Annotated in this window: 21 protein-coding genes; 2 read left to right on the top strand and 19 right to left on the bottom strand. The window is 64.3% G+C overall.

Annotation, left to right across the window (positions count from 1 at the left end; all coding sequences use genetic code 11):
- The coding region (locus GXB81_RS12255; RefSeq protein ID WP_205989247.1) for an alpha/beta hydrolase at nt 1-722 on the top strand (722 nt) is incomplete at its 5' end.
- 95 nt (nt 723-817) lie between these two features.
- Here the strand turns inward: GXB81_RS12255 and GXB81_RS12250 are convergent.
- Both GXB81_RS12250 and GXB81_RS12245 read right to left on the bottom strand, forming a co-directional pair.
- A complete protein-coding gene (locus GXB81_RS12250) occupies nt 818-1627 on the bottom strand; it encodes an enoyl-CoA hydratase (RefSeq protein WP_205989246.1) in 810 nt (269 codons plus the stop codon).
- Nucleotides 1628-1661: 34 nt separating this feature from the next.
- Nucleotides 1662-2585, bottom strand: coding sequence for a histone deacetylase family protein (locus GXB81_RS12245; RefSeq protein WP_167049487.1), 924 nt, complete (start codon nt 2583-2585; stop codon nt 1662-1664).
- 328 nt (nt 2586-2913) lie between these two features.
- Here GXB81_RS12245 and mltB point away from each other — a divergent pair, with 328 nt between their 5' ends.
- Entirely contained in the window at nt 2914-4125 is a 1212-nt protein-coding gene (mltB, locus tag GXB81_RS12240; protein WP_241016321.1) for a lytic murein transglycosylase B, read from the top strand.
- Between the two features lie 114 nt (nt 4126-4239).
- Here mltB and cysM read toward each other — a convergent pair whose 3' ends face one another.
- The 17 genes from cysM to gyrA all read right to left on the bottom strand — a co-directional run bounded on the left by cysM (nt 4240) and on the right by gyrA (nt 23827).
- Nucleotides 4240-5142 (bottom strand): cysteine synthase CysM, encoded by a 903-nt coding sequence (gene cysM, locus GXB81_RS12235; protein ID WP_205989245.1) that lies wholly within the window; start codon nt 5140-5142, stop codon nt 4240-4242.
- 332 nt (nt 5143-5474) lie between these two features.
- Nucleotides 5475-5840 carry a helix-hairpin-helix domain-containing protein gene (locus GXB81_RS12230; protein ID WP_167049493.1) on the bottom strand — a complete coding sequence of 122 codons (366 nt, stop codon included), beginning with the start codon at nt 5838-5840 and terminating at the stop codon, nt 5475-5477.
- Nucleotides 5841-5918: 78 nt separating this feature from the next.
- Nucleotides 5919-6911, bottom strand: a complete 993-nt coding sequence (rfaD, locus tag GXB81_RS12225) for an ADP-glyceromanno-heptose 6-epimerase (protein WP_205989244.1) — start codon at nt 6909-6911, stop codon at nt 5919-5921.
- Between the two features lie 112 nt (nt 6912-7023).
- Complete coding sequence (gene rfaE1, locus GXB81_RS12220) at nt 7024-8031, bottom strand: D-glycero-beta-D-manno-heptose-7-phosphate kinase (protein WP_275691481.1); 1008 nt, start codon at nt 8029-8031, stop codon at nt 7024-7026.
- A complete protein-coding gene (locus GXB81_RS12215) occupies nt 7997-9400 on the bottom strand; it encodes a UDP-glucose/GDP-mannose dehydrogenase family protein (RefSeq protein WP_167284697.1) in 1404 nt (467 codons plus the stop codon). Before GXB81_RS12215 ends, rfaE1 begins: the two co-directional genes overlap by 35 nt.
- 150 nt (nt 9401-9550) lie before the next feature.
- A complete protein-coding gene (gene lapB / locus GXB81_RS12210; RefSeq protein WP_205989243.1) occupies nt 9551-10726 on the bottom strand; it encodes a lipopolysaccharide assembly protein LapB in 1176 nt (391 codons plus the stop codon).
- A gap of 69 nt (nt 10727-10795) precedes the next feature.
- Nucleotides 10796-11089 carry a LapA family protein gene (locus GXB81_RS12205; protein ID WP_167049501.1) on the bottom strand — a complete coding sequence of 98 codons (294 nt, stop codon included), beginning with the start codon at nt 11087-11089 and terminating at the stop codon, nt 10796-10798.
- 359 nt (nt 11090-11448) lie between these two features.
- Nucleotides 11449-11772 (bottom strand): integration host factor subunit beta, encoded by a 324-nt coding sequence (locus GXB81_RS12200; protein WP_007180889.1) that lies wholly within the window; start codon nt 11770-11772, stop codon nt 11449-11451.
- 21 nt (nt 11773-11793) lie between these two features.
- Nucleotides 11794-13527, bottom strand: a complete 1734-nt coding sequence (gene rpsA, locus GXB81_RS12195) for a 30S ribosomal protein S1 (protein WP_167049503.1) — start codon at nt 13525-13527, stop codon at nt 11794-11796.
- A 156-nt stretch (nt 13528-13683) separates the two neighbouring features.
- A complete protein-coding gene (gene cmk / locus GXB81_RS12190) occupies nt 13684-14370 on the bottom strand; it encodes a (d)CMP kinase (RefSeq protein ID WP_205989242.1) in 687 nt (228 codons plus the stop codon).
- A gap of 46 nt (nt 14371-14416) precedes the next feature.
- Nucleotides 14417-15721, bottom strand: coding sequence for a 3-phosphoshikimate 1-carboxyvinyltransferase (gene aroA, locus GXB81_RS12185; protein ID WP_205989241.1), 1305 nt, complete (start codon nt 15719-15721; stop codon nt 14417-14419).
- A gap of 18 nt (nt 15722-15739) precedes the next feature.
- Complete coding sequence (locus tag GXB81_RS12180) at nt 15740-16681, bottom strand: prephenate dehydrogenase/arogenate dehydrogenase family protein (protein ID WP_205989240.1); 942 nt, start codon at nt 16679-16681, stop codon at nt 15740-15742.
- A 71-nt stretch (nt 16682-16752) separates the two neighbouring features.
- Nucleotides 16753-17880, bottom strand: coding sequence for a histidinol-phosphate transaminase (gene hisC / locus GXB81_RS12175; RefSeq protein WP_205989239.1), 1128 nt, complete (start codon nt 17878-17880; stop codon nt 16753-16755).
- Between the two features lie 127 nt (nt 17881-18007).
- Nucleotides 18008-19087, bottom strand: a complete 1080-nt coding sequence (gene pheA / locus GXB81_RS12170) for a prephenate dehydratase (protein WP_205989238.1) — start codon at nt 19085-19087, stop codon at nt 18008-18010.
- Nucleotides 19088-19152: 65 nt separating this feature from the next.
- Nucleotides 19153-20235, bottom strand: a complete 1083-nt coding sequence (gene serC, locus GXB81_RS12165; protein WP_167284693.1) for a 3-phosphoserine/phosphohydroxythreonine transaminase — start codon at nt 20233-20235, stop codon at nt 19153-19155.
- Nucleotides 20236-20472: 237 nt separating this feature from the next.
- A complete protein-coding gene (locus GXB81_RS12160) occupies nt 20473-21078 on the bottom strand; it encodes a DUF2059 domain-containing protein (RefSeq protein ID WP_167049576.1) in 606 nt (201 codons plus the stop codon).
- Between the two features lie 124 nt (nt 21079-21202).
- A complete protein-coding gene (gene gyrA / locus GXB81_RS12155; protein WP_167049517.1) occupies nt 21203-23827 on the bottom strand; it encodes a DNA gyrase subunit A in 2625 nt (874 codons plus the stop codon).
- Nucleotides 23828-23948: the final 121 nt, after the last annotated feature.

Here is a 23948-nt window from a genome sequence, read left to right as displayed (position 1 = left end):
ACGCCGCGCTGGCCGGCCGGCTCAACGGCGCGGGCATCGAGCTCGTCGCGATCGATCTGCGTGGCCACGGCCATGCGCCCGGCAAGCGCGCCTACGTGAAGCGCTTCGACGACTATCTGCTCGACGCGCAGGCGCTCGTCGACGCCGCCGCGCAAAGCTGCGCACCGCTGTTCCTGATGGGGCACAGCATGGGCGGCGCAATCGCCGCGCTCCATGCGATCGAACGGCTTGCCGCAAGCGGCCGTCGCTTGAGCGGCCTGATCCTGTCGAGTCCCGCGCTGGCGCCGGGCCGCGACGTGCCGCGCTGGATGCTCGCGGCGAGCCAGATAATCAGCCGCCTCTACCCGGGCTTCCCGGCGATGAAGATCGACCCCGCGCTGCTCTCGCGTCTACAGCCGGTGGTGAACGCCAATCGCAACGATCCGCTCGTGCATCACGACGCGATTCCGGCACGCACGGGTGCCGAGCTGCTGCTCGCGATGGCGCGCATCGAACGCGGCCGCGCGAATCTGTGCATGCCGCTGCTCGTCTATCACGGCACCGCGGACAAACTGACCGAGCCCGACGGCAGTCGCGCCTTCGGCGAGCACGCGGGCTCGCCGGATAAAACGCTTACGCTGTACGAAGGCAGCTATCACGAGACGATGAACGATCTCGACCGCGATCGGGTGATCGGCGCGTTGATCGAGTGGATCGAGATGCGGGCGGTAGGGCGAAGCTGAGCGATGCGGGGTGCGACGGTGACCTCTGGGCGACCTCGAATTGACGGCTGCGCCCAGCGACGGTTGACGAACAGAACCACAGCGCTTGCGACCGTCTACCGCTTCCAGTCCGGCGCGCGCTTGTCGATGAACGCCTGCACGCCTTCGAGCGCCGAGTCGTCCATCATGTTGCAGGCCATCGTCTGGCCGGCAAGTTGGTAGGCAGCCTCGATACCCATTTCGAGCTGCCGGTAGAACAGCCCCTTGCCCGCGCTGACCGCTTCGACCGGCTTCGCGCAGATGCTCGCGGCGAGCCGCGCGAGTTCGTCGTCGAGCATGTCGGCCGGGACCGCGCGATTGACGAGGCCCTGCTGCTGCGCCTGCGCGGCGTCGATGAAATCGCCGGTGAGCAGCATTTCGAGCGCCGCCTTGCGCGACAGGTTGCGCGACAGCGGCACCGACGGCGTCGCGCAGAACAGCCCGAGATTCACGCCCGAGACGGCGAAGCGCGCGGTATCGACGGCGACCGCGAGATCGCACATTGCGACGAGCTGGCAACCGGCCGCGGTCGCGATGCCGTGCACGCGCGCGATCACCGGCTGCGGCATGCGCTGGATCGTCATCATCAGCTTCGTGCAGCGCGCGAAAAGCCGCTGGTAATACTCAAGCGACGGCGCCGCGCGCATCTCCTTCAGATCGTGTCCCGCGCAAAACGCCCACCCGGCCCCGGCGATCACGACAACGCGCGCGTCCGTCTTCGAGATCGCGCTCAAGCTCTGCTGCAGTTCGTCGAGCAATGCTTCGGATAGCGCATTGAACGCGGCGGGCCGGTTCATCGTCACGCGCACGACACCGCGCACGCGATACGCGTCGTGTTCGATCTCGACCAGTGAGACCTTGCCGCTGTCGGCGGGACTGGCGTTCATGGCTCGCTCCTCGCTGCCGGACGTTGTGGCGATATCAGATCCCGGCCAACGCCCGCACGTGCGCGACCACGCTGCGCCCGAGCGCCGACAGGTTGTAGCCGCCTTCGAGACAGCTGACGATGCGCCCGCGCGCATAGCGCCGCGCGATCTCGCGCATCTGCTCGGTGATCCATGCGTAATCGTCCTCGACGAGCCCCATGTTGCCGAGGTCGTCTTCGCGATGCGCATCGAAGCCGGCCGAGATGAACAGCATCTCCGGCTTGAATTCGTGCAGGCGCGGCAGCCACAGCATGTCGACAGCCTCGCGCACGGCCATGCCGTTCGAGCGCGCCGGCATCGGCACGTTGCACATGTTGGACGCCTGGTTGTCGGCGCCCGTGAACGGATAGAACGGATGCTGGAAGATGCTGCACATCAGCACGCGCGGGTCGCCCGAGAACGCGGCCTCGGTGCCGTTGCCGTGGTGCACGTCGAAGTCGACGATCGCGACGCGCGCGAGGCCATGCACTTCGAGTGCATGACGCGCCGCGATCGCGACGTTGTTGAAGAAGCAGAAGCCCATCGCGCGCGCCGGCTCCGCGTGGTGGCCGGGTGGCCGCACGCTGCAGAACGCGTTGTCGTAACGGCCTTCGAGCACCGCGTCGGTGGCGGCGACCGCCGCGCCCGCGGCGCGCAACGCGGCTTGCCAGGTGTGCGGATTCATCGTCGTGTCGGGATCGATTTCGGCGATGCCCTCGGCCGGCGAGCGGCTGCGGATGTAGTCGACATGCGCCTGCGTATGCACGCGCAGCAGCGCGGTTTCGTCGGCGAGCGGCGCCGGCTCGCGCTCGATCAGCGTGTCGATGCGGCTCGCGATCAGTTGATCCTCGATCGCCTGCAGGCGCGCGGGACATTCGGGATGCCACCGCCCCATGTCGTGCAGCAGACAGTCGGCGTGGGAATAAAAGGCTGTTGCCATGGTTCTCTTGTGCGTCTCTTCTACGCGCGGCGCATGCGATGCGCGCGGCGTGTCTCCGTCGAGCGGCGCGCCCCGGCGCGCCAACATGCATCAAGTTACCACAGGCCGCCGCCGCGGCGTCGCCGCCTGACGGCTGTGGCACGATCGGCACGGTTTTGCGAAAGCCGTCGGGTATACTGCCCCGACCTGTTTCCCGGTGCCTCACTGTCTTCCACGCATTGCGCCCACTGCTCTCACTATGACCGTCAAGTCTGCCCTGTCCGCACGATCCACACGCAACCGGTTGCGCCTTGGCGCGCTGGCCGCCTCACTGTCCGCCGCATCGTGCATGCTCATGACAGCGAGTCCGGCGCACGCGCAAAGCGCCGCGCGCAAGGCGCCGGTGCTGGTCGCGCAGAGCCAGCCGCAGCAGCCGGTCCAGCAGGGGCAGACGTTCGAGGAAGAGATCATTCCGCAGCGTTACGCGAATAACGCGAATGTCGACGCGTTCATCAACGAGATGGTGGCGCGCTATGACTTCGACGCAGCCGCGCTGCACGCGCTCTTTGCCGGCGTCAGCTATTCGACGACCGCGGTGAAACTCGTGACGCCCTCGCCTTCGCCGTCGATCAAGAACTGGCGCGTGTATCAGGCGCGCTTCCTGGACCCGGTGCGCATCAATGCCGGCGTGCGCTTCTGGCGCGAGAACCAGGCCACCTTGCAGCGCGCCTATGAAGAGTTCGGCGTGCCGCCGGAAGTGATCGTCGGCATCATCGGCGTGGAGACGATCTACGGCCGCTACATGGGCAACTTCCGCGTGCTCGATGCCCTGACCACGCTGAGCTTCGATTACCCGAACACCGCCAATCGCGCGGATCGCCAGGCCACCTTCCGCAAGAATCTCGAAGACTATCTGGTGTGGACGCGCGACTCGCAGATCGACCCGACCACGGTGCTCGGCTCCTATACCGGCGCGATCGGCATTCCGCAATTCCTGCCGAGCAGCATCGTGCAATACGCGGTGAACTACGACGGCAACAAGGGGATCGATCTGCGTACGAGCCAGGCGGACGCGATCGGCAGCGTCGCGAATTATCTGCGGCAGAACGGCTGGGAAAGCGGCCGGCCGGTGGTGTGGCGCATCGCCTCGGATATCGGCAGCCTCGGCGTCGCGCAGGCGGCCGCCGACGGCCGGCCCGAACCGCACTGGCCGCTCGACCAGTTGCTGCGTGCCGGGCTCGTGCTGAACGAGCCGAACGTCGATATCGCCCAGGAAGCGGGCACGCCGGTGACGGTGGTCGATCTGCCGTCGCCGGGACGCGGCACCGAGTTCATGCTCGGCCTGAAGAACTTCTATGTGCTGACGCGTTACAACCGCAGTTTCTTCTATGCGCTCGCGGTGTATCAGCTGGGCCAGCGGGTCAAGGCGCAGATGCAGGCGCTCGATGCGGTCAATGCAGCGAAAGCGGCCAATGCGGTTGATACGGTCAATGGCACGGCATCGCAAGGAGCACAGGGAGCGCAAGCGCCGGCCGGTGCGCCGAACCCCGCTTCGCAATAAATGCCGCGACGAGGCGCCATGTGCGCTTCGCTTCGAACGACATCAAAAAGCGCCGGCTCGACCGGCGCTTTTTCTTGACACCTACGACTCGCGAGACTCGCTCGGCTCGCGCACTCAGGCCGGAAACACACCCGTGGACAGATAACGGTCGCCGCGATCGCAGACGATGAACACGATCGTCGCGTTCTCGACCTGGCGCGCGACACGCAGCGCGACTTCGCATGCACCGCCCGACGAAATGCCGGCGAAGATGCCTTCGACCGACGCCAGGCGGCGTGCCATCGCTTCGGCTGCGGACTGGCTCACGTTCTCGACGCGATCCACGCGGCTGCGGTCGAAAATTTTCGGCAGATAGGCTTCCGGCCATTTGCGGATGCCGGGAATACGCGAACCTTCGTCGGGCTGCGCCCCGATGATTTCGATCTGCTGATTCTGTGTTTTCAGATACGTCGACACGCCCATGATCGTGCCGGTCGTTCCCATCGACGACACGAAGTGCGTGATGCGCCCTTCGGTGTCGCGCCAGATTTCCGGGCCCGTGCCTTCGACGTGCGCCGCCGGATTGTCCGGGTTCGCGAACTGGTCGAGGATGATGCCCTTGCCTTCGCGCTGCATCTGCTCGGCGAGATCGCGCGCGTATTCCATGCCGCCCGTGACCGGCGTCAGAATGATCTGCGCGCCATACGCGGCCATGCTCTGACGGCGCTCGACCGACAGGTCTTCCGGCATGATCAGCACCATCTTGTAGCCGCGGATCGCCGCAGCCATCGCCAGCGCAATGCCGGTGTTGCCGCTCGTCGATTCGATCAGCGTGTCGCCCGGCTTGATGCGGCCGCGCGCTTCCGCCTTCTTGATCATCGACAACGCCGGACGGTCCTTCACCGATCCAGCCGGATTGTTGCCCTCGAGCTTGGCGAGAATCACGTTGTTGCGGCTGCGGATCTCGTCGTCGAGGAGCCGGACCAGTTGCACGAGCGGCGTGTTGCCGATCGTGTCTTCAATCGTTTTGTATGCCATATCGGGTTCTGAGGCGAGCGATGCGCGAAAGTTTGTATTCAGTCCGTTGATTTTAAACCACCCTCTGCGACGCTGCCGTGCGCCCCTTCTGCCCGCATGGATGCCCGCACCGGCAAGGCCCAAAGCCCGCGGCCGGGGAGCCGCGGGAGCCCGTCATGGAAATGACAGCTGAAGGCGTGTCCATTTACGCCACTCGCGATGGAGCAACGACAGCAGAACAAACTGAAAGCGGCCGCGGACCGCGCGTGCGCACGAAGCAGGCGAGCCGGATGCCCGCGGTGGTACGAAACCACACGAAACTGCACGAGCTTGCACACACGCGGCCCGCGCGCTTACTTCTTCACCGCCACGGCAGTGCCGTCTTTAGCCGTGACGGCCGGAACGGCCGTGCCCTTGGCCGGAGCCGCCGCCGCAACCTGCGCGCCAGCAGCCGCGCCAGCCGGACCGACAGCGAGACCCTCCGCCTGCAGGCGCTCGATGGTATGCCCGCCCATGCCCTTGACGCGCTTGCCGAGATCGGCCGGGTCCTTGAACGGGCCATGAGCGGTACGCTCGTCGAGAATGGCTTTCGCCTTCGCGGGACCGATGCCCTTGATGCCGCGCAGCGCATCCTCGTTAGCCGTGTTGACGTCGACCGTCGCATACGCGTGGCCGAAAGCGGCGAGCATGGCCGCGGTAACCAGAACTTTTCGAAACATATTGGAATCTCCCTGTTGCCACTGACCGGCGACCATCACCGGTCAGGAGATTCCAGTTTAAAGAGGTATCCGAATTATTTACACCTGGCCGAATAGCCAACGTACGTAGCGATCGACACCTTCCTGCACGCTCAGAAACGGCGCATCGTAGCCGGCCGCGCGCAGCTTCGACTGGTCGGCCTGGGTGAAGCACTGGTACTTGCCGCGCAGCGCGTCGGGGAACGGCACGTATTCGATAAGCCCGCGCTGTACCTGCTCCGCGAGCGACAGCGCCGGCTCGTTATTCAGCGCGCGCAGCGTGTTGACCACGGTGCTCGCGATGTCGTTGAACGGTTGCGCGCGGCCGGTGCCGAGATTGAAGATGCCCGATTTTTCGGGATGATCGAAGAAGAACAGGTTGACCTTCACGACGTCTTCGACCGAGATGAAATCGCGCGTCTGCTCGCCGGCAGCATAGCCGTTGTATTCGCCGAACAGCTTGACCTTGCCCTCGGCGCGGAACTGGTTGAAGTTGTGAAACGCGACCGACGCCATGCGCGCCTTGTGCGTTTCGCGCGGCCCGTACACGTTGAAGTAGCGGAAGCCGGCGATCTGGCTCTTCGCGGCGGGCAGCACGCGGCGGATCACCTGGTCGAACAGGAACTTCGAATAGCCGTACACGTTGAGCGGCTGCTCGACCTCGCGCTCCTCGACGAAGCGGCTCGAACCGCCATACGTCGCCGCCGACGAAGCGTACAGGAACTGGATGTTCTGCGCGAGGCAAACGTCGAGCACGTCGCGGCTATAACGATAGTTGTTGTCCATCATGTAGCGGCCGTCGGTTTCCATCGTGTCCGAGCAGGCGCCTTCGTGGAAGATCGCGCGCACCTTGCCGAAGTCGCCGCGCGCAAAGCGCTCGACGAATTCGGTCTTGTCGAGATAGTTGTCGATTTCGCAGTCGACCAGATTGCGGAACTTGTCCGCGCGCGTCAGATTGTCGACGGCGATGATGCGTTGTTCGCCGCGCTCGTTGAGCGCCTTCACGAGATTGCTGCCGATAAAACCGGCCGCGCCGGTGACGATGACGGTCATGATGATCCTGCGGTAGTTGAGCCTGCAGTAATGAGCCTGCGGTATGAGCTTCGCTCGGTCGCCTGCGCGAGCCCTGCGCGTCCGCCTGGACGGCAGGGCCCGGCAAGCTGCGTCAGGAAAAGAGTTCGTCGTAGTCGACGGTGGCGGTGCCGAGTTTGCCGACCACGATGCCGGCCGCGCGATTCGCGAGCCCGACCGCTTCGACAAGCGAGAGCCCCGCGCCGAGCATCGCGGCGAGCGTCGCGATCACGGTGTCGCCCGCGCCCGACACATCATACACTTCGCGTGCAACGGCCGACGCATGCAGGATGCCGTCGTCGGCGAACAGCGTCATGCCCTCTTCCGAGCGCGTCAGCAGCAGCGCCTTGAATTCGAGTTCGGCACGCAGCTTCGTCACGCGCGCGAGCAGATCCTCTTCGGACTTCCACTGACCGACCACCTCGCGCAACTCGGCGCGATTCGGCGTGATCAGCGTGGCACCGCGATAGCGTTCCCAGTCGTCGCCCTTCGGATCGACGAGCACCGGCTTGGCCGCCGCGTGCGCCTTCGCGATCATCTGCGTGACGTGCGTGAGACCGCCCTTCGCGTAATCGGACATCAGGATCACGTCGTGCGCCGGCAGCAGTTCGTCGAAGCGCGCGAGCCCCGCGAGCAGCACTTCGTGCGCCGGCGAATTTTCGAAGTCGACGCGCAGCAGTTGCTGCTGACGCGACAGCACGCGCAGCTTGATCGTCGTGAGCAAATCCGGATCGCGTTCGAGATGCGGCGTCACGCCGCTTTCGTCGAGCAGCTGCACGATGCGCTCGCCGGGCTCGTCATGGCCGACCACGCACAGGAGACCCGCCTGCGCGCCGAGCGCCACTGCGTTGCGCGCGACGTTCGCCGCGCCGCCAAGACGGTCTTCCTGACGCTGCACGTGCACCACCGGCACCGGCGCTTCCGGCGAAATGCGGTTCACGTCGCCGAACCAGTAGCGGTCGAGCATCACGTCGCCGACCACGAGCACGCGCGCCGCGCCCAGTTGCGCGCGCGGCACGACCGTCAACGGCATGGCCTGCCTGGACGCGGAAGCCGCGGGTAGGGTCTCAGGCATCGCCCGGAAGTTCAGAGGGTTGGGCATAGGGGCGTCCAATGGCGTGATAGTCGATGCCGAGTTCGGTCATCGCGTCCGGCTCGTAGAGATTGCGGCCATCGAAAATCAGCGGCGTCTTCAGTACCGATTTCAGATGCACGAAGTCCGGACTCTTGAACTCCTTCCATTCGGTCACGATCACGAGCGCGTCGGCGCCCGTCAGCGTTTCGTCCTGGGTGCTCGCGAAGCTCAGACGCGCGAGCTGCTCGGGTGCATCGTGCAGGTCCATGGCGAACACGCGGCGCGCTTCCGTGACCGCGACCGGATCGTACGCGCGCACCTGGGCGCCGCGCGCGAGCAACTCGCCGATCACGCGGCGGCTCGGCGCCTCGCGCATGTCGTCGGTATTCGGCTTGAATGCGAGCCCCCATACCGCGAACGTGCGGCCGCTCAGATCGTCGCCGAGCTTCGCCGCGATCTTGTTCACGAGCACGTCCTTCTGCTGGTAGTTCACTTCCTCGACCGCTTCGAGAATGCGCAGGTTGTGGCCGCTTTCGCTCGCGGTGCGGATCAGTGCCTGCACGTCCTTCGGGAAGCACGAGCCGCCGTAGCCGCAGCCCGCATACAGGAAGTGATAGCCGATGCGCGGATCGGAGCCGATGCCGCGGCGTACCGACTCGATATCGGCGCCGACTTTATCCGCGAGATTCGACATCTCGTTCATGAACGAGATGCGCGTCGCGAGCATCGCGTTGGCCGCGTACTTAGTGAATTCGGCCGAGCGCACGTCCATGTACAGCGTGCGTTCGTGGTTGCGATTGAACGGCGCGTAAAGGCGCTTCATCATTTCGCGCGCGCGCTGGCCGGCTTCGTCTTCGTCGATGCCGATCACGATGCGATCGGGGCGCATGAAATCGTCGACGGCCGCGCCTTCCTTCAGGAACTCGGGATTCGACACCACCGAGAAACGATGCTGCCTGCTGTCCGCGAGGCCGCGTTTCGCGAGCTCTTCCTCGATCACTGCGCGCACGCGCTGCGCCGTGCCGACCGGCACCGTCGATTTGTCGACGATCACCTTGAAGCCGTTCATCGTGCGGCCGATATTGCGCGCCGCCTCGAGCACGTATTGCAGATCGGCCGAGCCGTCCTCGTCGGGCGGCGTGCCGACCGCGATGAACTGCACGTCGCCGTGCGCGACGCTCGCCGCGACGTCGGTCGAAAATGTGATGCGTCCGGCCGCGCGCGTACGGGCAATCATCTCCTGCAGGCCCGGCTCGTGAATCGGCACGCCACCTTTGTTGAGGATGTCGATCTTGCGCGGATCGACGTCGAGACAGAAGACGTCGTTGCCGATCTCGGCGAGACACGCTCCGGTGACGAGGCCCACATAGCCAGTGCCGATAATGGTGATTTTCATACGTTTTCCGGTAGAGGGGTCCGGTGATGAGTGCCGGTCATGAGGCCGGCGGCGATGAATTCGTGGTGAAGCCCGCGCCGCTCGAACGGGGGCGGCCGGCATACGCGCAACGCGGTGGCCGCCGCGCCTGCCGGTCCGAGCGGCGCGGCGTCAGTTCGGCGCGGCAATCGGCTCGACACGGCGTGGCGCATAGGTTTCCCAACCGCTGCAGCCCGGGCATTGCCAATAGAAAAGCCGCGCCCTGAAACCGCAATTCTGGCACGTATAACGTGGCAGATTTTTGGTGCGCTGGCGGATCAGCGTGCGCATCAGCTCCAGTTCGCTGCGACGCGGTTCTTCCGCGACCGCCTGCTGCGCCTCGAGCAAACGCGTCATGCCGGCCAGATTCGGCGACTTCTGCATTTGCGAGCGCGCGAGCGCATGCGCCGCCTCGGCGCCGCGCAGCGACGCGACGTGCTGATAGGCGACGTCGAGCAGATCGTTGTTCGGATGCTGGTCCACCCAGCTCGTGAGCAGATCGGCGCCTTCCTGCGCACGGCCGAGCGCTTCGTAGGCCTTCATGATTTTTTCGGCGACGAGCGGCAAATATGCGGAGTTCTGCTCCTCGACGCGCCGCCATTGCCGGACCGCCGCTTCGGGCTCGCCGCCGGCCGCGTCGACGTCGCCGAACAGGATCGTCGCGCGCACGTTGGTCGGGTTCGCCTTCAGCGCAAAGCCAAGCTGGCGGCGCGCTTCGTCCGGCTTCTTCTGCTGCAAGGCTTCCTGCGCGAGCTCGCAATGGAACTGCGCGATTTCCTTATCGAGCGACGGCGCGCCCATCGCTTCGAGATGGCGCGCGGTGTCGATCGACTTGATCCAGTCCTTCTCGATTTCGTAGATCGTGAGCAGCGCGCGTTGCGCGCCCAAAGCGTAATCGCCGGCCTGCAGCGAGCGGAAGGTTTCTTCCGCACGATCGAGTAGGCCCGCTTTCAGGAAGTCCTGACCCAGTTCGTAGAGCGCGTGATCGCGTTCGCTGACGGGCAGGTCCGCGCGGCTCAACAGGTTCTGATGCACGCGAATCGCGCGATCCGTTTCGCCGCGGCGGCGAAACAGGTTGCCGAGCGCGAAATGCAGTTCGACCGTTTCGGGGTCGAGCTTGACGACCTCGATGAACGCGTCGATTGCCTGGTCAGGCTGCTCGTTGAGCAGGAAGTTCAGGCCGCGAAAATACGAGCGCGGCAGGTTCGCGCTTTCGGACAGCAGCGTCTTGAGGTCGTAGCGCGCCGCCATCCAGCCGAATGCGAATGCGACGGGTATGACAAGCAGCCACCAGAAGTCTAGATCCATGCGATTGATGCAAATGTGCGGGCAAGCGGAAACAAAAAGCCGCGCTCAACGCGCGCGGCACGGGGAAATTCAGATCAACGGCGGCAGCGGCGGCTGTTCGACGACCGGCGGCGTTTCGCGCGCCACACGCAGCTCGCGCTTGAGACGGCCATTTTCCATGCGCAAGCGCACGACGGCCGGCATCGCCGACACAAGCCCCGCGAGCAAACCGACCACGAAAAACGCGAGGCCAATCAGGATCAGGGGCGCCGACCAGGCATAGCCGGCGAGGAAATTCAGCGTAGCGGGTTGCGTATTGGACAGTGCCAGCACCAGCAACAGCACGAACACCAGCACGCGGATCAGCCAGACGATAAATTTCATGAGTAAGTCTCTTGACGGCAGTTGCGGGGTGACGCCGGCTTGATGACGCGTCGCGCCACGGTGTTGCCCGCGCCGAAGTGACCCGTATTGTAATTGAAGCCCTCGCGGCTGGGCAGCAGGTGGTGGCGCAGAGGCTTGCCGGGGGCTGGTCTCTGGTTGCCGCGAGCGGAAATGCGGGCGCACATAGGAACGGCAAGCGCCGCCTGGTTTGTGACCTGCGCCTGCGTAGGTATCACCGCACCAGCCACACAGTACAGACGAAAAAAAAAGCGCCCGAAGGCGCTTTTCCTGGTCTTTTGCCGACTGGCTTTGGCCGCTGACGCTAGCTATGCCACGCTGCACGACGCACAGCGAAGCATTTACAGGTCGTCATCCGGCTCTTCGGCCTTCAACGGCTCGCCCGCGCGGCGATCCACCCGCTCGCGCAACTCCTTGCCCGGCTTGAAGTGCGGTACGTACTTCTCAGGTACCAGCACCTTCTCGCCCGACTTCGGATTGCGTCCGACGCGGGAAGGACGGCGGTTGAGGCCGAAGCTGCCGAAGCCGCGAATTTCGATGCGATGGCCGTTGGCAAGCGCCTCCGACATCGCATCGAGCATCGTCTTCACCGCGAAATCCGCATCTTTGAGAACAAGCTGCGGAAATCGCGTAGCCAGCTGGGCGACCAATTCCGATTTGGTCATACTGCAGCAGACCTCTCAGGCTTACTGGTTCTGGCCGTCGAGCTTGGCCTTCAGCAGCGCGCCGAGGTTCGTCGTGCCGGTAGCGGCTGCGCTCGAATCCGAAGCAGCGAGACCGCGGATGGCTTCCTGTTGCTCGGCCGAATCCTTCGCCTTGATCGACAGGTTGATGCCACGCGACTTGCGATCGATGTTGATGATCATCGCGTTGACCTTGTCGCCTTCCTTCAGCACGTTGCGAGCGTCTTCCACGCGGTCTTGCGCGATTTCCGAAGCGCGCAGGTAGCCTTCGACTTCACCCGAGAGCTGAACCACGGCACCCTTCGCGTCCACGGTCTTGACCGTGCCATCGACGATCGAACCCTTGTCGTTCATTGCAACGTAGTTGCTGAACGGGTCGCCTTCGAGCTGCTTGATGCCCAGCGAAATGCGTTCCTTCTCGACGTCGATGCCGAGAACGATCGCTTCCACTTCGTCGCCCTTCTTGTACTTGCGGACGGCTTCTTCGCCGGTTTCGCTCCACGACAGGTCCGACAGGTGAACCAGACCGTCGATACCGCCCGGCAGACCGATGAAGACGCCGAAGTCGGTGATCGACTTGATCGCGCCTTGCAGCTTGTCGCCCTTCTTGAAGTTGCGGCTGAAGTCGTCCCACGGGTTCGGCTTGCACTGCTTCATGCCGAGGCTGATACGGCGGCGGTCTTCGTCGATTTCGAGAACCATGACTTCGACTTCGTCGCCCAGCTGGACAACCTTCGACGGCGCAACGTTCTTGTTGGTCCAGTCCATTTCCGACACGTGGACGAGGCCTTCGATGCCCGATTCCACTTCGACGAATGCGCCGTAGTCGGTGATGTTGGTGACCTTGCCGAACAGGCGCGTGCCCGACGGGTAACGGCGCGAGATGCCTTCCCACGGATCGTCGCCCAGTTGCTTGATACCGAGCGAAACGCGGTTCTTTTCCTGATCGAACTTGAGGATCTTCGCGGTGACTTCCTGGCCAACCGACAGCACTTCGCTCGGGTGACGCACGCGACGCCATGCGATGTCGGTGATGTGCAGCAGGCCGTCGATACCGCCGAGGTCGACGAACGCACCGTAGTCGGTGATGTTCTTGACCACGCCTTCGACGATCGCGCCTTCCTTCAGCGTTTCGAGCAGCTTCGCGCGCTCTTCGCCTTGCGTTGCCTCGATGACAGCGCGGCGCGACAGCACGACGTTGTTACGCTTGCGGTCGAGCTTGATGACGCGGAATTCGAGGGTCTTGCCTTCGTACGGGGTCGTGTCCTTGACCGGACGTGTATCGACCAGCGAACCCGGCAGGAACGCGCGGATGCCGTTGACCATGACAGTCATGCCGCCCTTGACCTTGCCCGTGATCGTGCCGGTCACGAGCTCGTTGTTGTCGAGCGCTTTTTCCAGCGACAGCCACGAAGCGAGACGCTTCGCCTTGTCGCGCGACAGGATCGTGTCGCCATAGCCGTTTTCCAGCGCGTCGATCGCAACGGAAACGAAGTCACCCGCCTGCACTTCTACCTCGCCCGCGTCGTTCAGGAACTCTTCGAGCGGGATGTAGGCTTCGGACTTCAGACCAGCATTCACGACCACGAAGTTGTGGTCGACACGCACGACTTCGGCGGAAATCACTTCGCCGGCGCGCATGTCCTGCTTGGTCAGCGACTCTTCGAACAGAGCCGCAAAAGATTCGGTATTCGGGGTAGAGGTTTGCAGGTCGGACATAAAAATCAGAATTTGCATGGTTTTCGCAGCGCCTGGCTCACCGGACGGTCAGCAACTTCGGCAAAAACGCGAATGCCACGCGGGGTTAAAGGGTTAAAAACAACGCTTCGCGACCATCGCGAAGCACCTACCAACAACGGAACTGTTGCGCCGCCGCTGCGTTACTGTTTCGAGTCACGCATGCGGGACTAGCGCTTCATACCATTGCACCACCTGCTCGACCGCCTGGTCGACCGACAATGCGGAGGTATCAAGCAGCTTTGCATCCGCCGCGGGCTTGAGCGGCGCGGCTGCGCGCTGACTGTCACGCTCGTCGCGCTCACGCAAATCCCGGAGCAAGTCATCTATATTAGCAGAAAATCCTTTTTGGATCAATTGCTTATGCCGGCGCGCCGCGCGCGCTTCCACGCTCGCGGTCATGAACACTTTCAGCACCGCATCCTGGAAGATCACGGTGCCCATGTCGCGACCGTCGGCAACAAGCCCCGGCTCCTTGCGAAACGCCCGCTGACGCGCCACCAGCGCGGCTCGCACGGGCACGTGCACGGCGATCGCCGAGGCCCGGCTGCCCACTTCCTCGGCGCGGATTTCGTTCGACACGTCGACGCCGTCGAGTTGCGCGAGCCCCTCGCGAAACGTGATGTGAAGGTCGTCGATCAGCGTCACGAGCGCGTCGACGTCGTTTTCGGCAACGCCGTAGCGCAGGCTCGCGAGCGCCGCGAGCCGGTAGAGCGCGCCGCTGTCGAGCAGGTGAAAGCCGAGGTTCGCGGCGACCAGCGCGGCCACGGTGCCTTTGCCGGAGGCACTCGGGCCGTCGATCGTAATGACGGGCGTCTGGTGAAAGGGACGGGTCGGTTTCATCGAAAAAGTCGCACGTCAGTCGGTTCGCAAGCGAATCCGGGTTGAATCAGGGTTGGGCGAGCGCGGCGAAGCGCTCGAAATAATCGGGGAACGTCTTGCCGACGCACTTCGGGTCGTTGATGCGGATCGGCACGCCGCCCAAGCTCACAAGCGAAAAGCACATCGCCATACGGTGGTCGTCGTAGGTGTCGATCGCGGCGTTCGGAATCAGCTTTTCGGGCGGCGTGACGACAAGGAAATCCTCGCCCTCCTGCACCTTCGCGCCGACCTTGCGCAGTTCGGTCGCCATCGCGGCGATGCGGTCGGTCTCCTTCACGCGCCAGCTCGCGATGTTGCGCAGCGTGGTCGTGCCGTCCGCGAACAGCGCGGCGACGGCGATCGTCATCGCGGCATCGGGAATCAGGTTGAAGTCCATGTCGATCGGGTCGAGCTTGCCGTGATCGTTGCCGACGCCGCGCACTTCGATCCAGTCCTCGCCCATCTGCAGGTTCGCGCCCATCCGGATCAGCGCATCGGCAAAGCCGACGTCGCCCTGGATGCTCGCGCGGCCGACGCCCTCCACTTTCAGCGGGCCGCCGCCGAGCGCGCCCGCCGCAAGGAAATACGACGCCGACGACGCATCGCCCTCCACCATGATCCGGCCCGGCGACTGATAGCGCTGCCCCGCCGGCACGACGAACTGGTGCCAGCCGTGCCGCTCGACCTTGATGCCGAAGCGCTCCATCAGCTTGATCGTGATCTCGATGTACGGCTTCGAGATCAGCTCGCCCTCCACCTGCACGGTGGTGACGCCGCTCGCGGTACGCAGGAGCGGCAGCGTCATCAGCAGCGAGGTCAGGAACTGGCTCGACACGTCGCCGCGCACGCGGATCGGCGCCTCGGCGGAAATCTGCGCGGGGCGAATGCGCAGCGGCGGATAGCCTTCGTTCTGCTCGTAGTCGATCTGCGCACCGATCTGCCGCAAGCCGTCGACGAGATCGCCGATCGGCCGCTCGTGCATGCGCGGCACGCCGTGGATCCGGTAGTCGCCGCCGTTCACGGCGAGCGCCGCGGTCAGCGGACGCACCGCCGTGCCCGCGTTGCCGAGGAACAGGTCGGCCGTGCGCGCGGTGAACGCGCCGCGCGTGCCGGTGACGACGCAGGTGTCGCCGTCGCGCTTCAGACGCACGCCGAGCTTTTCGAGCGCGTCGAGCATCACGCGGGTGTCGTCGGAATCGAGCAGGTTCGTGATCGTCGTGTCGCCCTCGGCGAGCGCCGCGAGCAGTAGCACACGGTTCGAGATGCTCTTCGAGCCGGGCAGACGAACCGTGCCGGACGCACGGGAAAAAGGTCCGAGATCGAGGAATTCCATGATGAGTCCAGTTTCCGGTTATTTCGACGCGTCGCTGCCGGCCACGCCGGTTGCGCGCTGTTCCTGCCATTGACTGCGCGCGACGCGCGAGCGCGCGAACACGGCTTCGAGCGCGGCGCCGTCGCCGGCTTCGATCGCCGTGCGCAGGCGCGCGAGCACCGCGGTGTAAGCGTCGAGTTCGTCGAGCAACGCGGCCCGATTGGCGACGCACACGTCGCGCCACATTTCCGGGCTCGACGCGGCGATGCGTGTGAAGTCGCGAAAGCCGCCCGCCGCGAACGAGAACTTCAACGCGGCATCGGGCGAATTGAGAATCTGCTCGACGAGCGCGAACGACAGCACGTGCGGCAGATGGCTGACCGACGCGAACACGCGGTCATGCTGCTCGGGCAGCATGACCCGCACGAGCGCGCCGGTTGCGCGCCACATCGCCGCGACCCGCTCGACCGCCTGCGGCGCATTCTCCGGCAGCGGACACAGCACGACGTTGCGATTCACGTACAGATCGGGCAAGGCGGCGTCGACGCCGCTCGACTCGCGCCCGGCAATCGGATGGCCCGGCACGAACTGGCCGATCCGCGCGCCGAGCGCCGCGCGCGCCGCGGCCACCACGTCGGACTTGGTGCTGCCCGCGTCGGTAACGATCGTGTTTGCATCGAGATACGGCGCGATGCGCTCGAGCAACGGCTGCGTCTGGGCGACAGGCGCCGCGAGCAGCACGAAATCCGCGCCGGCGAGCGCGGCGCGCAACGCGGCATCGTCGTCGAGCGCCGCGGCGTCATCGATCACACCGAGCGCCAAGGCGCGCTCGCTCGACGCGGACGTCCGTCCCACGCCGATCACCGTGCGCGCCCCATCGGCCTCGCCGCGTTCGCGCAAAGCGCGCGCGAGCGATCCGCCGATCAGGCCGACACCGAAAATCACCAGCTTGTCAAAAGAAAACGCGGCCACGTCGGTCACACAGTCGGTTACACAATAAGCACGCCAGCCTCGCTGGGCGGGCGCGCGGTTCAAGAAGGATCAGCGCTGATTCACGCCAAAGGCGCGGCAAGCTCCGCAAGCGCCTTTTCGAGCGCCGCGACAAACGCGTCGTTTTCCTCGGGCAGCCCGATCGTAATACGCAGCCATTGCGGCAAACCGTAGTTGGCGACCGGCCGCACGATCACGGCCTGTTTGAGCAGCGAGAGGTTCACACGGGCGCCCGCCGAATCGTCGTTGCCGACGCGCACGAGCACGAAATTGCCCGCGGACGGCACGTATTCGAGGCCGAGCCGGTCGAACGCCTCGGTCAAACGACGATAGCCTTGCGCATTCAGCGCCGCGCTCTTTTCGAGAAACTCGCTGTCGTTCAGTGCGGCGATGGCCGCGGCCTGCGCGAGCGTATTCACGTTGAACGGCTGACGCAGACGGTTCAGCAGATCGGTCAATTCAGGCTGCGCGATCGCAAAGCCGATGCGCAAACCGGCGAGCCCGAACGCCTTCGAGAACGTGCGCGACACGAGCAGGTTCGGGTAGCGGCGCACCCAGTCGATCGAATCGTAGCGCTTGTCCGCCGGCAGATATTCGGTGTACGCCTCGTCGAGCACCACGACCACATGGCGCGGCACCTTGTCGAGAAACGCCGCGAGTGTCGGGCCGTCGACGAACGTGCCGGTCGGATTGTTCGGATTGGCGACGAAGACAAGCCGGGTGTCGTCGTCGATCGCGGCGAGCATCGCGTCGAGATCGTGACCATGACGCACCGCCGGCACAGCGATCGCGCGCGCGCCGACGCCCTGCGCCGCAAGCGCATAGACCATGAACGAATACTGCGAGAACACGACCGCCTGGCCTTTCTCGACGAACGCATGAGCGGCGAGTTCGAGAATGTCGTTGCTGCCGTTGCCGAGCGTGATCCACTCGGCCGGCACGCCGTAGCGCGCGGCGAGTGCCGCCTTCAGCTCGAAGCCGTTCGAATCCGGATAACGGCCAAGATCGGCGATCGCCTGCGTCATCGCGCGCTGCGCCGAGGCAGGCATGCCGAGCGGATTTTCATTCGACGCCAGCTTCACGATGCTCGCCTCTTCGAGACCGAACTCGCGGGCCACTTCCGAAATCGGCTTGCCGGCGATGTACGGCGCGATCGCGCGCACGTAGGAAGGGCCGAAAGACGCTGTCATGAAAAAATCTCCGAACGACGATGATGGGTGAAGCTGATGGGTGAAACACGCGTAAATCTGCCGTCCGAACACCCGGAGCAGGCCGCCGGGCAACGCACTGCGCGTCGCACGGATTCCGCTGCCCGCCCTAGCGGGCGCGCGGATACGAGCCGAGTATCTTCAGGAACGCGGCCTTCTCGCCGAGTCCGGCCAGCGCGGCGGCCACGGCCGCATCGTCGCGATGACCCTCGATGTCGATGTAGAAGTAATACTCCCACGTGCCGACGCGCGCCGGACGCGACTCGAAACGCGTCATCGACACGCCGTGGCGCGAGAGCGGCTCGAGCAGCTTGACCATCGCGCCCGGCTCGTTGGGAACCGACACGATCAGCGAGGTCTGGTCGTGACCGCTCGGGCCGGTCGGCTGCTTGCCGATCATGACGAAGCGCGTGCGGTTGTGCGGGTCGTCCTGAATCAGCGCGTTGGTGACCTGCAGGCCGTAGTGGATCGCGGCGCGGTCGCCGGCGACGGCGGCAACGCTCGGATCTTCGGCCGCCATGCGCGCGGCTTCCGCATTGCTCGACACCGCCTCGCGCTTCAGATGCGGCGCGTTCGTCGATAGCCAGCGCTGGCACTGCGCGAGCGCCTGCGCATGCGCGCATACGCGCGCCACACCGGCGAGACCGTTTTGTGTGAGCAGGTTGTGATGGATCGGCAACGCGAGTTCGCCGCCGATAATCAACTGCGTCTGCAGCAACAGATCGAGCGTGCGCGACACCGCGCCTTCGGTCGAATTCTCGACCGGCACGACGCCGAAGTCGGCGGCGCCCGCCTCGACCGCGCGGAACACTTCGTCGATCGACGGACACGGCAGCCCTTCGATCGACTGACCGAAGTACTCGTGCATCGCCTGTTCGCTATAGGTGCCGACCGGCCCGAGGTAGGCCGCCTTGAGCGTCTTTTCGAGCGCGCGGCTCGCCGCCATGATCTCGCGCCAGATCGCGCCGATATGCTCGTCCTTGAGCGGTCCCGCGCTCATCTCCTGCAAGCGCGCGATCACCTGCAATTCGCGCTCGGGGCGGAACACCGGCGCGTTGAAATGCTTCTTGACCTCGCCCACCTCGAGCGCGACCGACGCGCGCTGGTTCAGGAGCGCGATCAGTTGCGCGTCGAGCGCGTCGATACGATCGCGCAGAGGTTTGAGTCGTGTATTGAGTTCGTCGTCCATGCGTGAAAAATGGCTCTGCCGGGTAACTGCTGGAAAAGATGCGCGCGCCTGCCGGTCAATACGGCTCAGGCGCTGCGCTGTTCGAATTCCTTCATGTATTCGACAAGCGACTTGACGCCTTCGAGCGGGACGGCGTTATAAATCGACGCCCGCATGCCGCCGACGGACTTGTGGCCCTTTAGCTGCACCAATCCCCGCGCTTTCGCGCCGGTCAGGAAATCTTCGTTGCGCGACTCGTCGACGAGGAAGAACGGTACGTTCATCCGCGAACGCGAGCCACGTTCGACCTTGTTCAGATAGAAGCGGCTCGAATCGATCGCGTCGTACAGCAGCTTCGACTTTTCGAGATTGCGCGCTTCCATCGCCGCCAGGCCGCCCTGCTTTTTCAACCACTTGAACACGAGCCCGGCGATATAGATCGCGTAGGTGGGCGGCGTGTTGTACATCGAATTGTTTTCGGCGACGGTCTTCCATTCGAACGCCGACGGACAGATCGGCATCGCGCGATCGAGCATGTCCTCGCGCACGATCACGACCGTGACGCCGGCCATGCCGATATTCTTCTGCGCGCCGCCGAACAGCACGCCGTATTTGGCGATGTCCATCGGGCGCGACAGGATATGCGACGACGCGTCCGCAACGAGCGGAATCTCGCCTAGATCGGGAATCTCAAACGTCTCGACGCCGTGAATCGTCTCGTTCGTGCACAGATGCACGTAGGCCGGATCGTCCGACAATTGCCATTCCGAGTGCGCCGGCGCGCGCGTAAAGCCGCTCGCGGTCTGACCGGTCGCGGCCAGATGCACGGTGCCGTATTTCTGCGCTTCCTTGAACGACTTCTGCGACCACGAGCCAGTCACGACGAAGTCGGCGCGCGGCTTCGTGCCGAGCAGATTCATCGGCACGATGGCGTTTTCGCCGAGCCCGCCGCCCTGCAGGAACAGGATGCGATGACTGGCCGGCACCTGCAGCAATTCGCGCAGATCGGTCAACGCTTCCTCGTGGATCGACATGAACTCCTTGCCGCGATGGCTCATTTCCATCACGCTCATGCCGCTGCCGTGCCAGTTGAGCATCTCGTCGGCTGCCTGGCGCAGCACTTCTTCGGGCATGGCCGCCGGGCCGGCGGAGAAATTAAAGACGCGCATGTGGAGTCCTGGAAGCGGGCGCGAAAAAACGGAATCGCGCGGGAAATCGGCGAAAAGACCTGCGAAATGGCTCGCCGAAAAAGAAAATGGCCGTCTGCGCCAGTGCGCAAACGGCCATTATCGCATTGTCGCCGCCAACCCGCCACGCCGCGTGGCCCGGCGGCTGCGCCCTCCCGGGCATTGACCCGACGGACGCGGCGGCAGGCTGCGCACTCAGCGCAGCCGTGCGAGCGGAATTTACTTGGCGGCCGGCTTGACCGAAGCGACTTCCTTGTCGGCTTGAGCGCGCGTTGCCTTGATCGATTCCGGCATGTACTTCTGCATCAGACCGTTCACGACGTCGCGACCAACCTGATCCTGCACCTGGATGAACTTGCGGCCAGTCGGGCTCTTGTAGAACGTGGTCAGGTCCTTGATTTCCGACGTGCTGTAGTACTTCGCGTACGCGTCGTACTGAGCCTGCATTGCGTCCTGACGGAAGGCGTCCGTTGCGAACACCTGACCTGCGCCGTCGACCAGCTTCGGCACTGCGTTCTGCTGCAGCGACGGAACGGCAGCCTGCTTCTGCTTGTCCGTCAGCGTCTTGTTTTCGCTCAGCGCGTCCGACAGGATGGCCGGCACGAGCTGCTTGGCCTGCATCTGCGCGCTGTTGCCGATTGCACCGACCAGCTTCTGCGCGTCGATGGCGTCGAGCAGGTCCTTGATGGCAGCCTGCTTGGCCGGATCAACCGGTGCTGCGGCAGCAGCCGGTGCCGCCGGCGCCTGGTTCTGCAGCGCTTGAGCCATGGCGAAGGTCGGTACGAGGGCAGCCAGCAACATCAGTTGTTTGAATCGTTTTTGCATCATTACTCCCTAAGAGAAATTAACTTGAACCGCGCGCCTCGCTGGAAGCGCGTATCGGCCCGATACGCGAGGATTCGCAGCGTAGCTTCAACTTATTAACCGGGGCTGAAACCACCGGCACGGATCAGACCGCGCCGCCTTCGTCGTTGTCGCCTTCAGCGGGGCTTTCGGAATCGCTCTCCGCCTCGCCTTCAGCCTCAGCCACCTGTTGCAGACCGGACAGCTTGGTCCCTTCGTCAAGGCTGATGAGTGTAACACCTTGGGTTGCGCGCCCCATTTCGCGGATTTCCGAGACACGCGTGCGGATCAGCACGCCCGTCGTCGTGATCAGCATGATCTGCGCCTCCGGGTCCACCAGCGTCGCGGCGACGACCTTGCCGTTACGCTCCGACGTCTGGATCGCGATCATGCCCTTCGTGCCGCGGCCGTGACGCGTGTACTCGGTGATCGAAGTGCGCTTGCCAAAACCGTTTTCGGTCGCGGTCAGCACCGACTGCTGCTCGTCGCCGGCCACCAGCAGCGCGATCACGCTCTGCCCGTCTTCGAGCTGCATGCCGCGCACGCCGCGCGCTTCACGGCCCATCGGACGCACGTCGTTTTCGTCGAAGCGCACCGCCTTGCCCGAATCCGAGAACAGCATCACGTCGTGCTGGCCGTCCGTAATGGCCGCGCCGATCAGGTAGTCGCCCTCATCGAGACCGACCGCAATAATACCCTTGCGCAGCGGGCGGCTGAATGCTTCGAGCGGAGTCTTTTTTACCGTTCCTAACGCGGTGGCCATGAACACGAATTTGTCGGCCGAAAACTCCTTGACCGGCAGCACGACCGTGATCTTTTCACCTTCCTGCAACGGGAACATGTTGACGATCGGGCGGCCGCGCGAATTGCGCGAGCCCTGCGGCACTTCGTAGACCTTGACCCAGTACACGCGGCCGCGGTTCGAGAAGCACAGAATGTGGTCGTGCGTATTGGCGATGAAGAGCGTGTCGATCCAGTCGTCTTCCTTCATCGAGGTGGCCTGTTTGCCGCGACCACCGCGCTTCTGGGCCCGATATTCGGACAACGGCTGCGATTTCACGTAACCCGCGTGCGACATGGTCACGACCATTTCCTGCGGCGTGATCAGGTCTTCGGTATTCAGTTCGGTCGCGTTCAGCTCGATCTTCGAGCGGCGCGCATCGCCGAATTCGGCCTTGATCGACGTGAGTTCCTCGACGATGATCGCCGAAATGCGCTCCGGGCGCGCCAGGATGTCGAGCAGGTCGGCGATCTGCGCCATGACGTCGCGGTACTCGCCGATGATCTTGTCCTGCTCGAGACCGGTCAGGCGCTGCAGACGCATCTGCAGGATTTCCTGCGCCTGGGTGTCGGACAGACGGTAGAGACCGTCGGCCTGCATGCCGAACGACGGGTTCAGCCCTTCCGGACGGTAAGCCTCGCGGCCACCCGCCGTGGCGTTGTCAGCCTCGGCGCGCGACAGCATGTCGCGCACGAGCGACGAATCCCACGCGCGCGACATCAGTTCCTGCTTGGCGATAGGCGGCGTGGGCGCGGCCTTGATGAGCGCGATGAATTCGTCGATGTTCGCGAGCGCAACCGCGAGACCTTCGAGCACGTGGCCGCGTTCGCGCGCCTTGCGCAGTTCGAAGACCGTGCGCCGCGTCAGCACTTCCCGGCGATGCGACAGGAAGCACGTCAGCATTTCCTTCAGATTCAGCAGCTTAGGCTGGCCGTCGACGAGCGCGACCATGTTCATGCCGAAGGTGTCCTGAAGTTGGGTCGCCTTGTACAGATTGTTCAGCACGACCTCGGGCACTTCGCCGCGCTTCAACTCGATCACGACGCGCATGCCGCTCTTGTCGGATTCGTCGCGGATGTCGGAAATGCCTTCGAGCTTCTTCTCGTTGACGAGCTCGGCGATACGCTCGAGCAGCGAACGCTTGTTCACCTGATACGGCAGCTCGTCGACGATGATCGCCATGCGCTGGCCGCGGTCGATTTCCTCGAAGTGCGTGAGCGCGCGCATGACCACGCGGCCGCGCCCCGTGCGATAGCCGTCGCGCACGCCTGCCACGCCATAGATGATGCCGGCGGTCGGGAAGTCGGGCGCGGGGATGATCTCGATCAGCTCGTCGATCGTCGCTTCGGGGTTTTTCAGCAGATGCTGACAGGCGTCGACGACCTCGTTGAGGTTGTGCGGCGGGATGTTGGTTGCCATGCCGACCGCGATGCCCGACGAACCGTTGATCAGCAGGTTCGGGATGCGCGCGGGCAGGATGGCCGGTTCGTTTTCGCTGCCGTCGTAGTTCGGCACGAAGTCGACCGTTTCCTTGTCGATGTCGGCCAGCAGTTCGTGGCCGATCTTCGCCATGCGGATTTCGGTGTAGCGCATGGCCGCAGCGTTGTCGCCGTCGACCGAACCGAAGTTGCCCTGGCCGTCGACCAGCATGTAGCGCAGCGAGAAGTCCTGCGCCATGCGAACGATGGTGTCGTAGACAGCCGTGTCGCCGTGCGGATGGTATTTACCGATGACATCGCCGACGATACGCGCCGACTTCTTGTACGCCCGGTTCCAGTCGTTGTTCAGTTCGTGCATCGCGTACAGCACGCGCCGGTGCACCGGCTTCAGGCCATCGCGGACATCGGGAAGCGCTCGCCCTACGATCACGCTCATCGCGTAATCGAGATACGAACGGCGCATTTCCTCCTCTAGGGAGATTGGCAGAGTCTCTTTGGCGAATTGATCCATTATCCGTATCTTTTACGTGCGAAGGCGACGGGTTCGCAGCACCTTCGCGTAAGCATTGCAGGCGCAACGCATCACGCGATTCTAACATGCCGGGCATCCGCCTCCGGCGATGGTACGTATA

This window comes from Paraburkholderia sp. Ac-20336 (genome assembly GCF_017105025.1).
Taxonomy (GTDB): domain Bacteria; phylum Pseudomonadota; class Gammaproteobacteria; order Burkholderiales; family Burkholderiaceae; genus Paraburkholderia.
Note: the sequence above shows the minus strand (reverse complement) of the source record. Positions and strands in the feature narration are given on the sequence as shown.

Excerpts from the sequence above, each read along its gene's own strand:
- GXB81_RS12250 (WP_205989246.1), bottom strand. The coding sequence starts at position 1,627 with ATGAACGCCAGTCCCGCCGACAGCGGCAAGGTCTCACTGGTCGAGATC.
- GXB81_RS12245 (WP_167049487.1), bottom strand. The coding sequence starts at position 2,585 with ATGGCAACAGCCTTTTATTCCCACGCCGACTGTCTGCTGCACGACATG.
- mltB (WP_241016321.1), top strand. The coding sequence starts at position 2,914 with ATGCTCATGACAGCGAGTCCGGCGCACGCGCAAAGCGCCGCGCGCAAG.
- cysM (WP_205989245.1), bottom strand. The coding sequence starts at position 5,142 with ATGGCATACAAAACGATTGAAGACACGATCGGCAACACGCCGCTCGTG.
- GXB81_RS12230 (WP_167049493.1), bottom strand. The coding sequence starts at position 5,840 with ATGTTTCGAAAAGTTCTGGTTACCGCGGCCATGCTCGCCGCTTTCGGC.
- rfaD (WP_205989244.1), bottom strand. The coding sequence starts at position 6,911 with ATGACCGTCATCGTCACCGGCGCGGCCGGTTTTATCGGCAGCAATCTC.
- rfaE1 (WP_275691481.1), bottom strand. The coding sequence starts at position 8,031 with ATGCCCAACCCTCTGAACTTCCGGGCGATGCCTGAGACCCTACCCGCG.
- GXB81_RS12215 (WP_167284697.1), bottom strand. The coding sequence starts at position 9,400 with ATGAAAATCACCATTATCGGCACTGGCTATGTGGGCCTCGTCACCGGA.
- lapB (WP_205989243.1), bottom strand. The coding sequence starts at position 10,726 with ATGGATCTAGACTTCTGGTGGCTGCTTGTCATACCCGTCGCATTCGCA.
- GXB81_RS12205 (WP_167049501.1), bottom strand. The coding sequence starts at position 11,089 with ATGAAATTTATCGTCTGGCTGATCCGCGTGCTGGTGTTCGTGCTGTTG.
- GXB81_RS12200 (WP_007180889.1), bottom strand. The coding sequence starts at position 11,772 with ATGACCAAATCGGAATTGGTCGCCCAGCTGGCTACGCGATTTCCGCAG.
- rpsA (WP_167049503.1), bottom strand. The coding sequence starts at position 13,527 with ATGCAAATTCTGATTTTTATGTCCGACCTGCAAACCTCTACCCCGAAT.
- cmk (WP_205989242.1), bottom strand. The coding sequence starts at position 14,370 with ATGAAACCGACCCGTCCCTTTCACCAGACGCCCGTCATTACGATCGAC.
- aroA (WP_205989241.1), bottom strand. The coding sequence starts at position 15,721 with ATGGAATTCCTCGATCTCGGACCTTTTTCCCGTGCGTCCGGCACGGTT.
- hisC (WP_205989239.1), bottom strand. The coding sequence starts at position 17,880 with ATGACAGCGTCTTTCGGCCCTTCCTACGTGCGCGCGATCGCGCCGTAC.
- pheA (WP_205989238.1), bottom strand. The coding sequence starts at position 19,087 with ATGGACGACGAACTCAATACACGACTCAAACCTCTGCGCGATCGTATC.
- serC (WP_167284693.1), bottom strand. The coding sequence starts at position 20,235 with ATGCGCGTCTTTAATTTCTCCGCCGGCCCGGCGGCCATGCCCGAAGAA.
- GXB81_RS12160 (WP_167049576.1), bottom strand. The coding sequence starts at position 21,078 with ATGCAAAAACGATTCAAACAACTGATGTTGCTGGCTGCCCTCGTACCG.
- gyrA (WP_167049517.1), bottom strand. The coding sequence starts at position 23,827 with ATGGATCAATTCGCCAAAGAGACTCTGCCAATCTCCCTAGAGGAGGAA.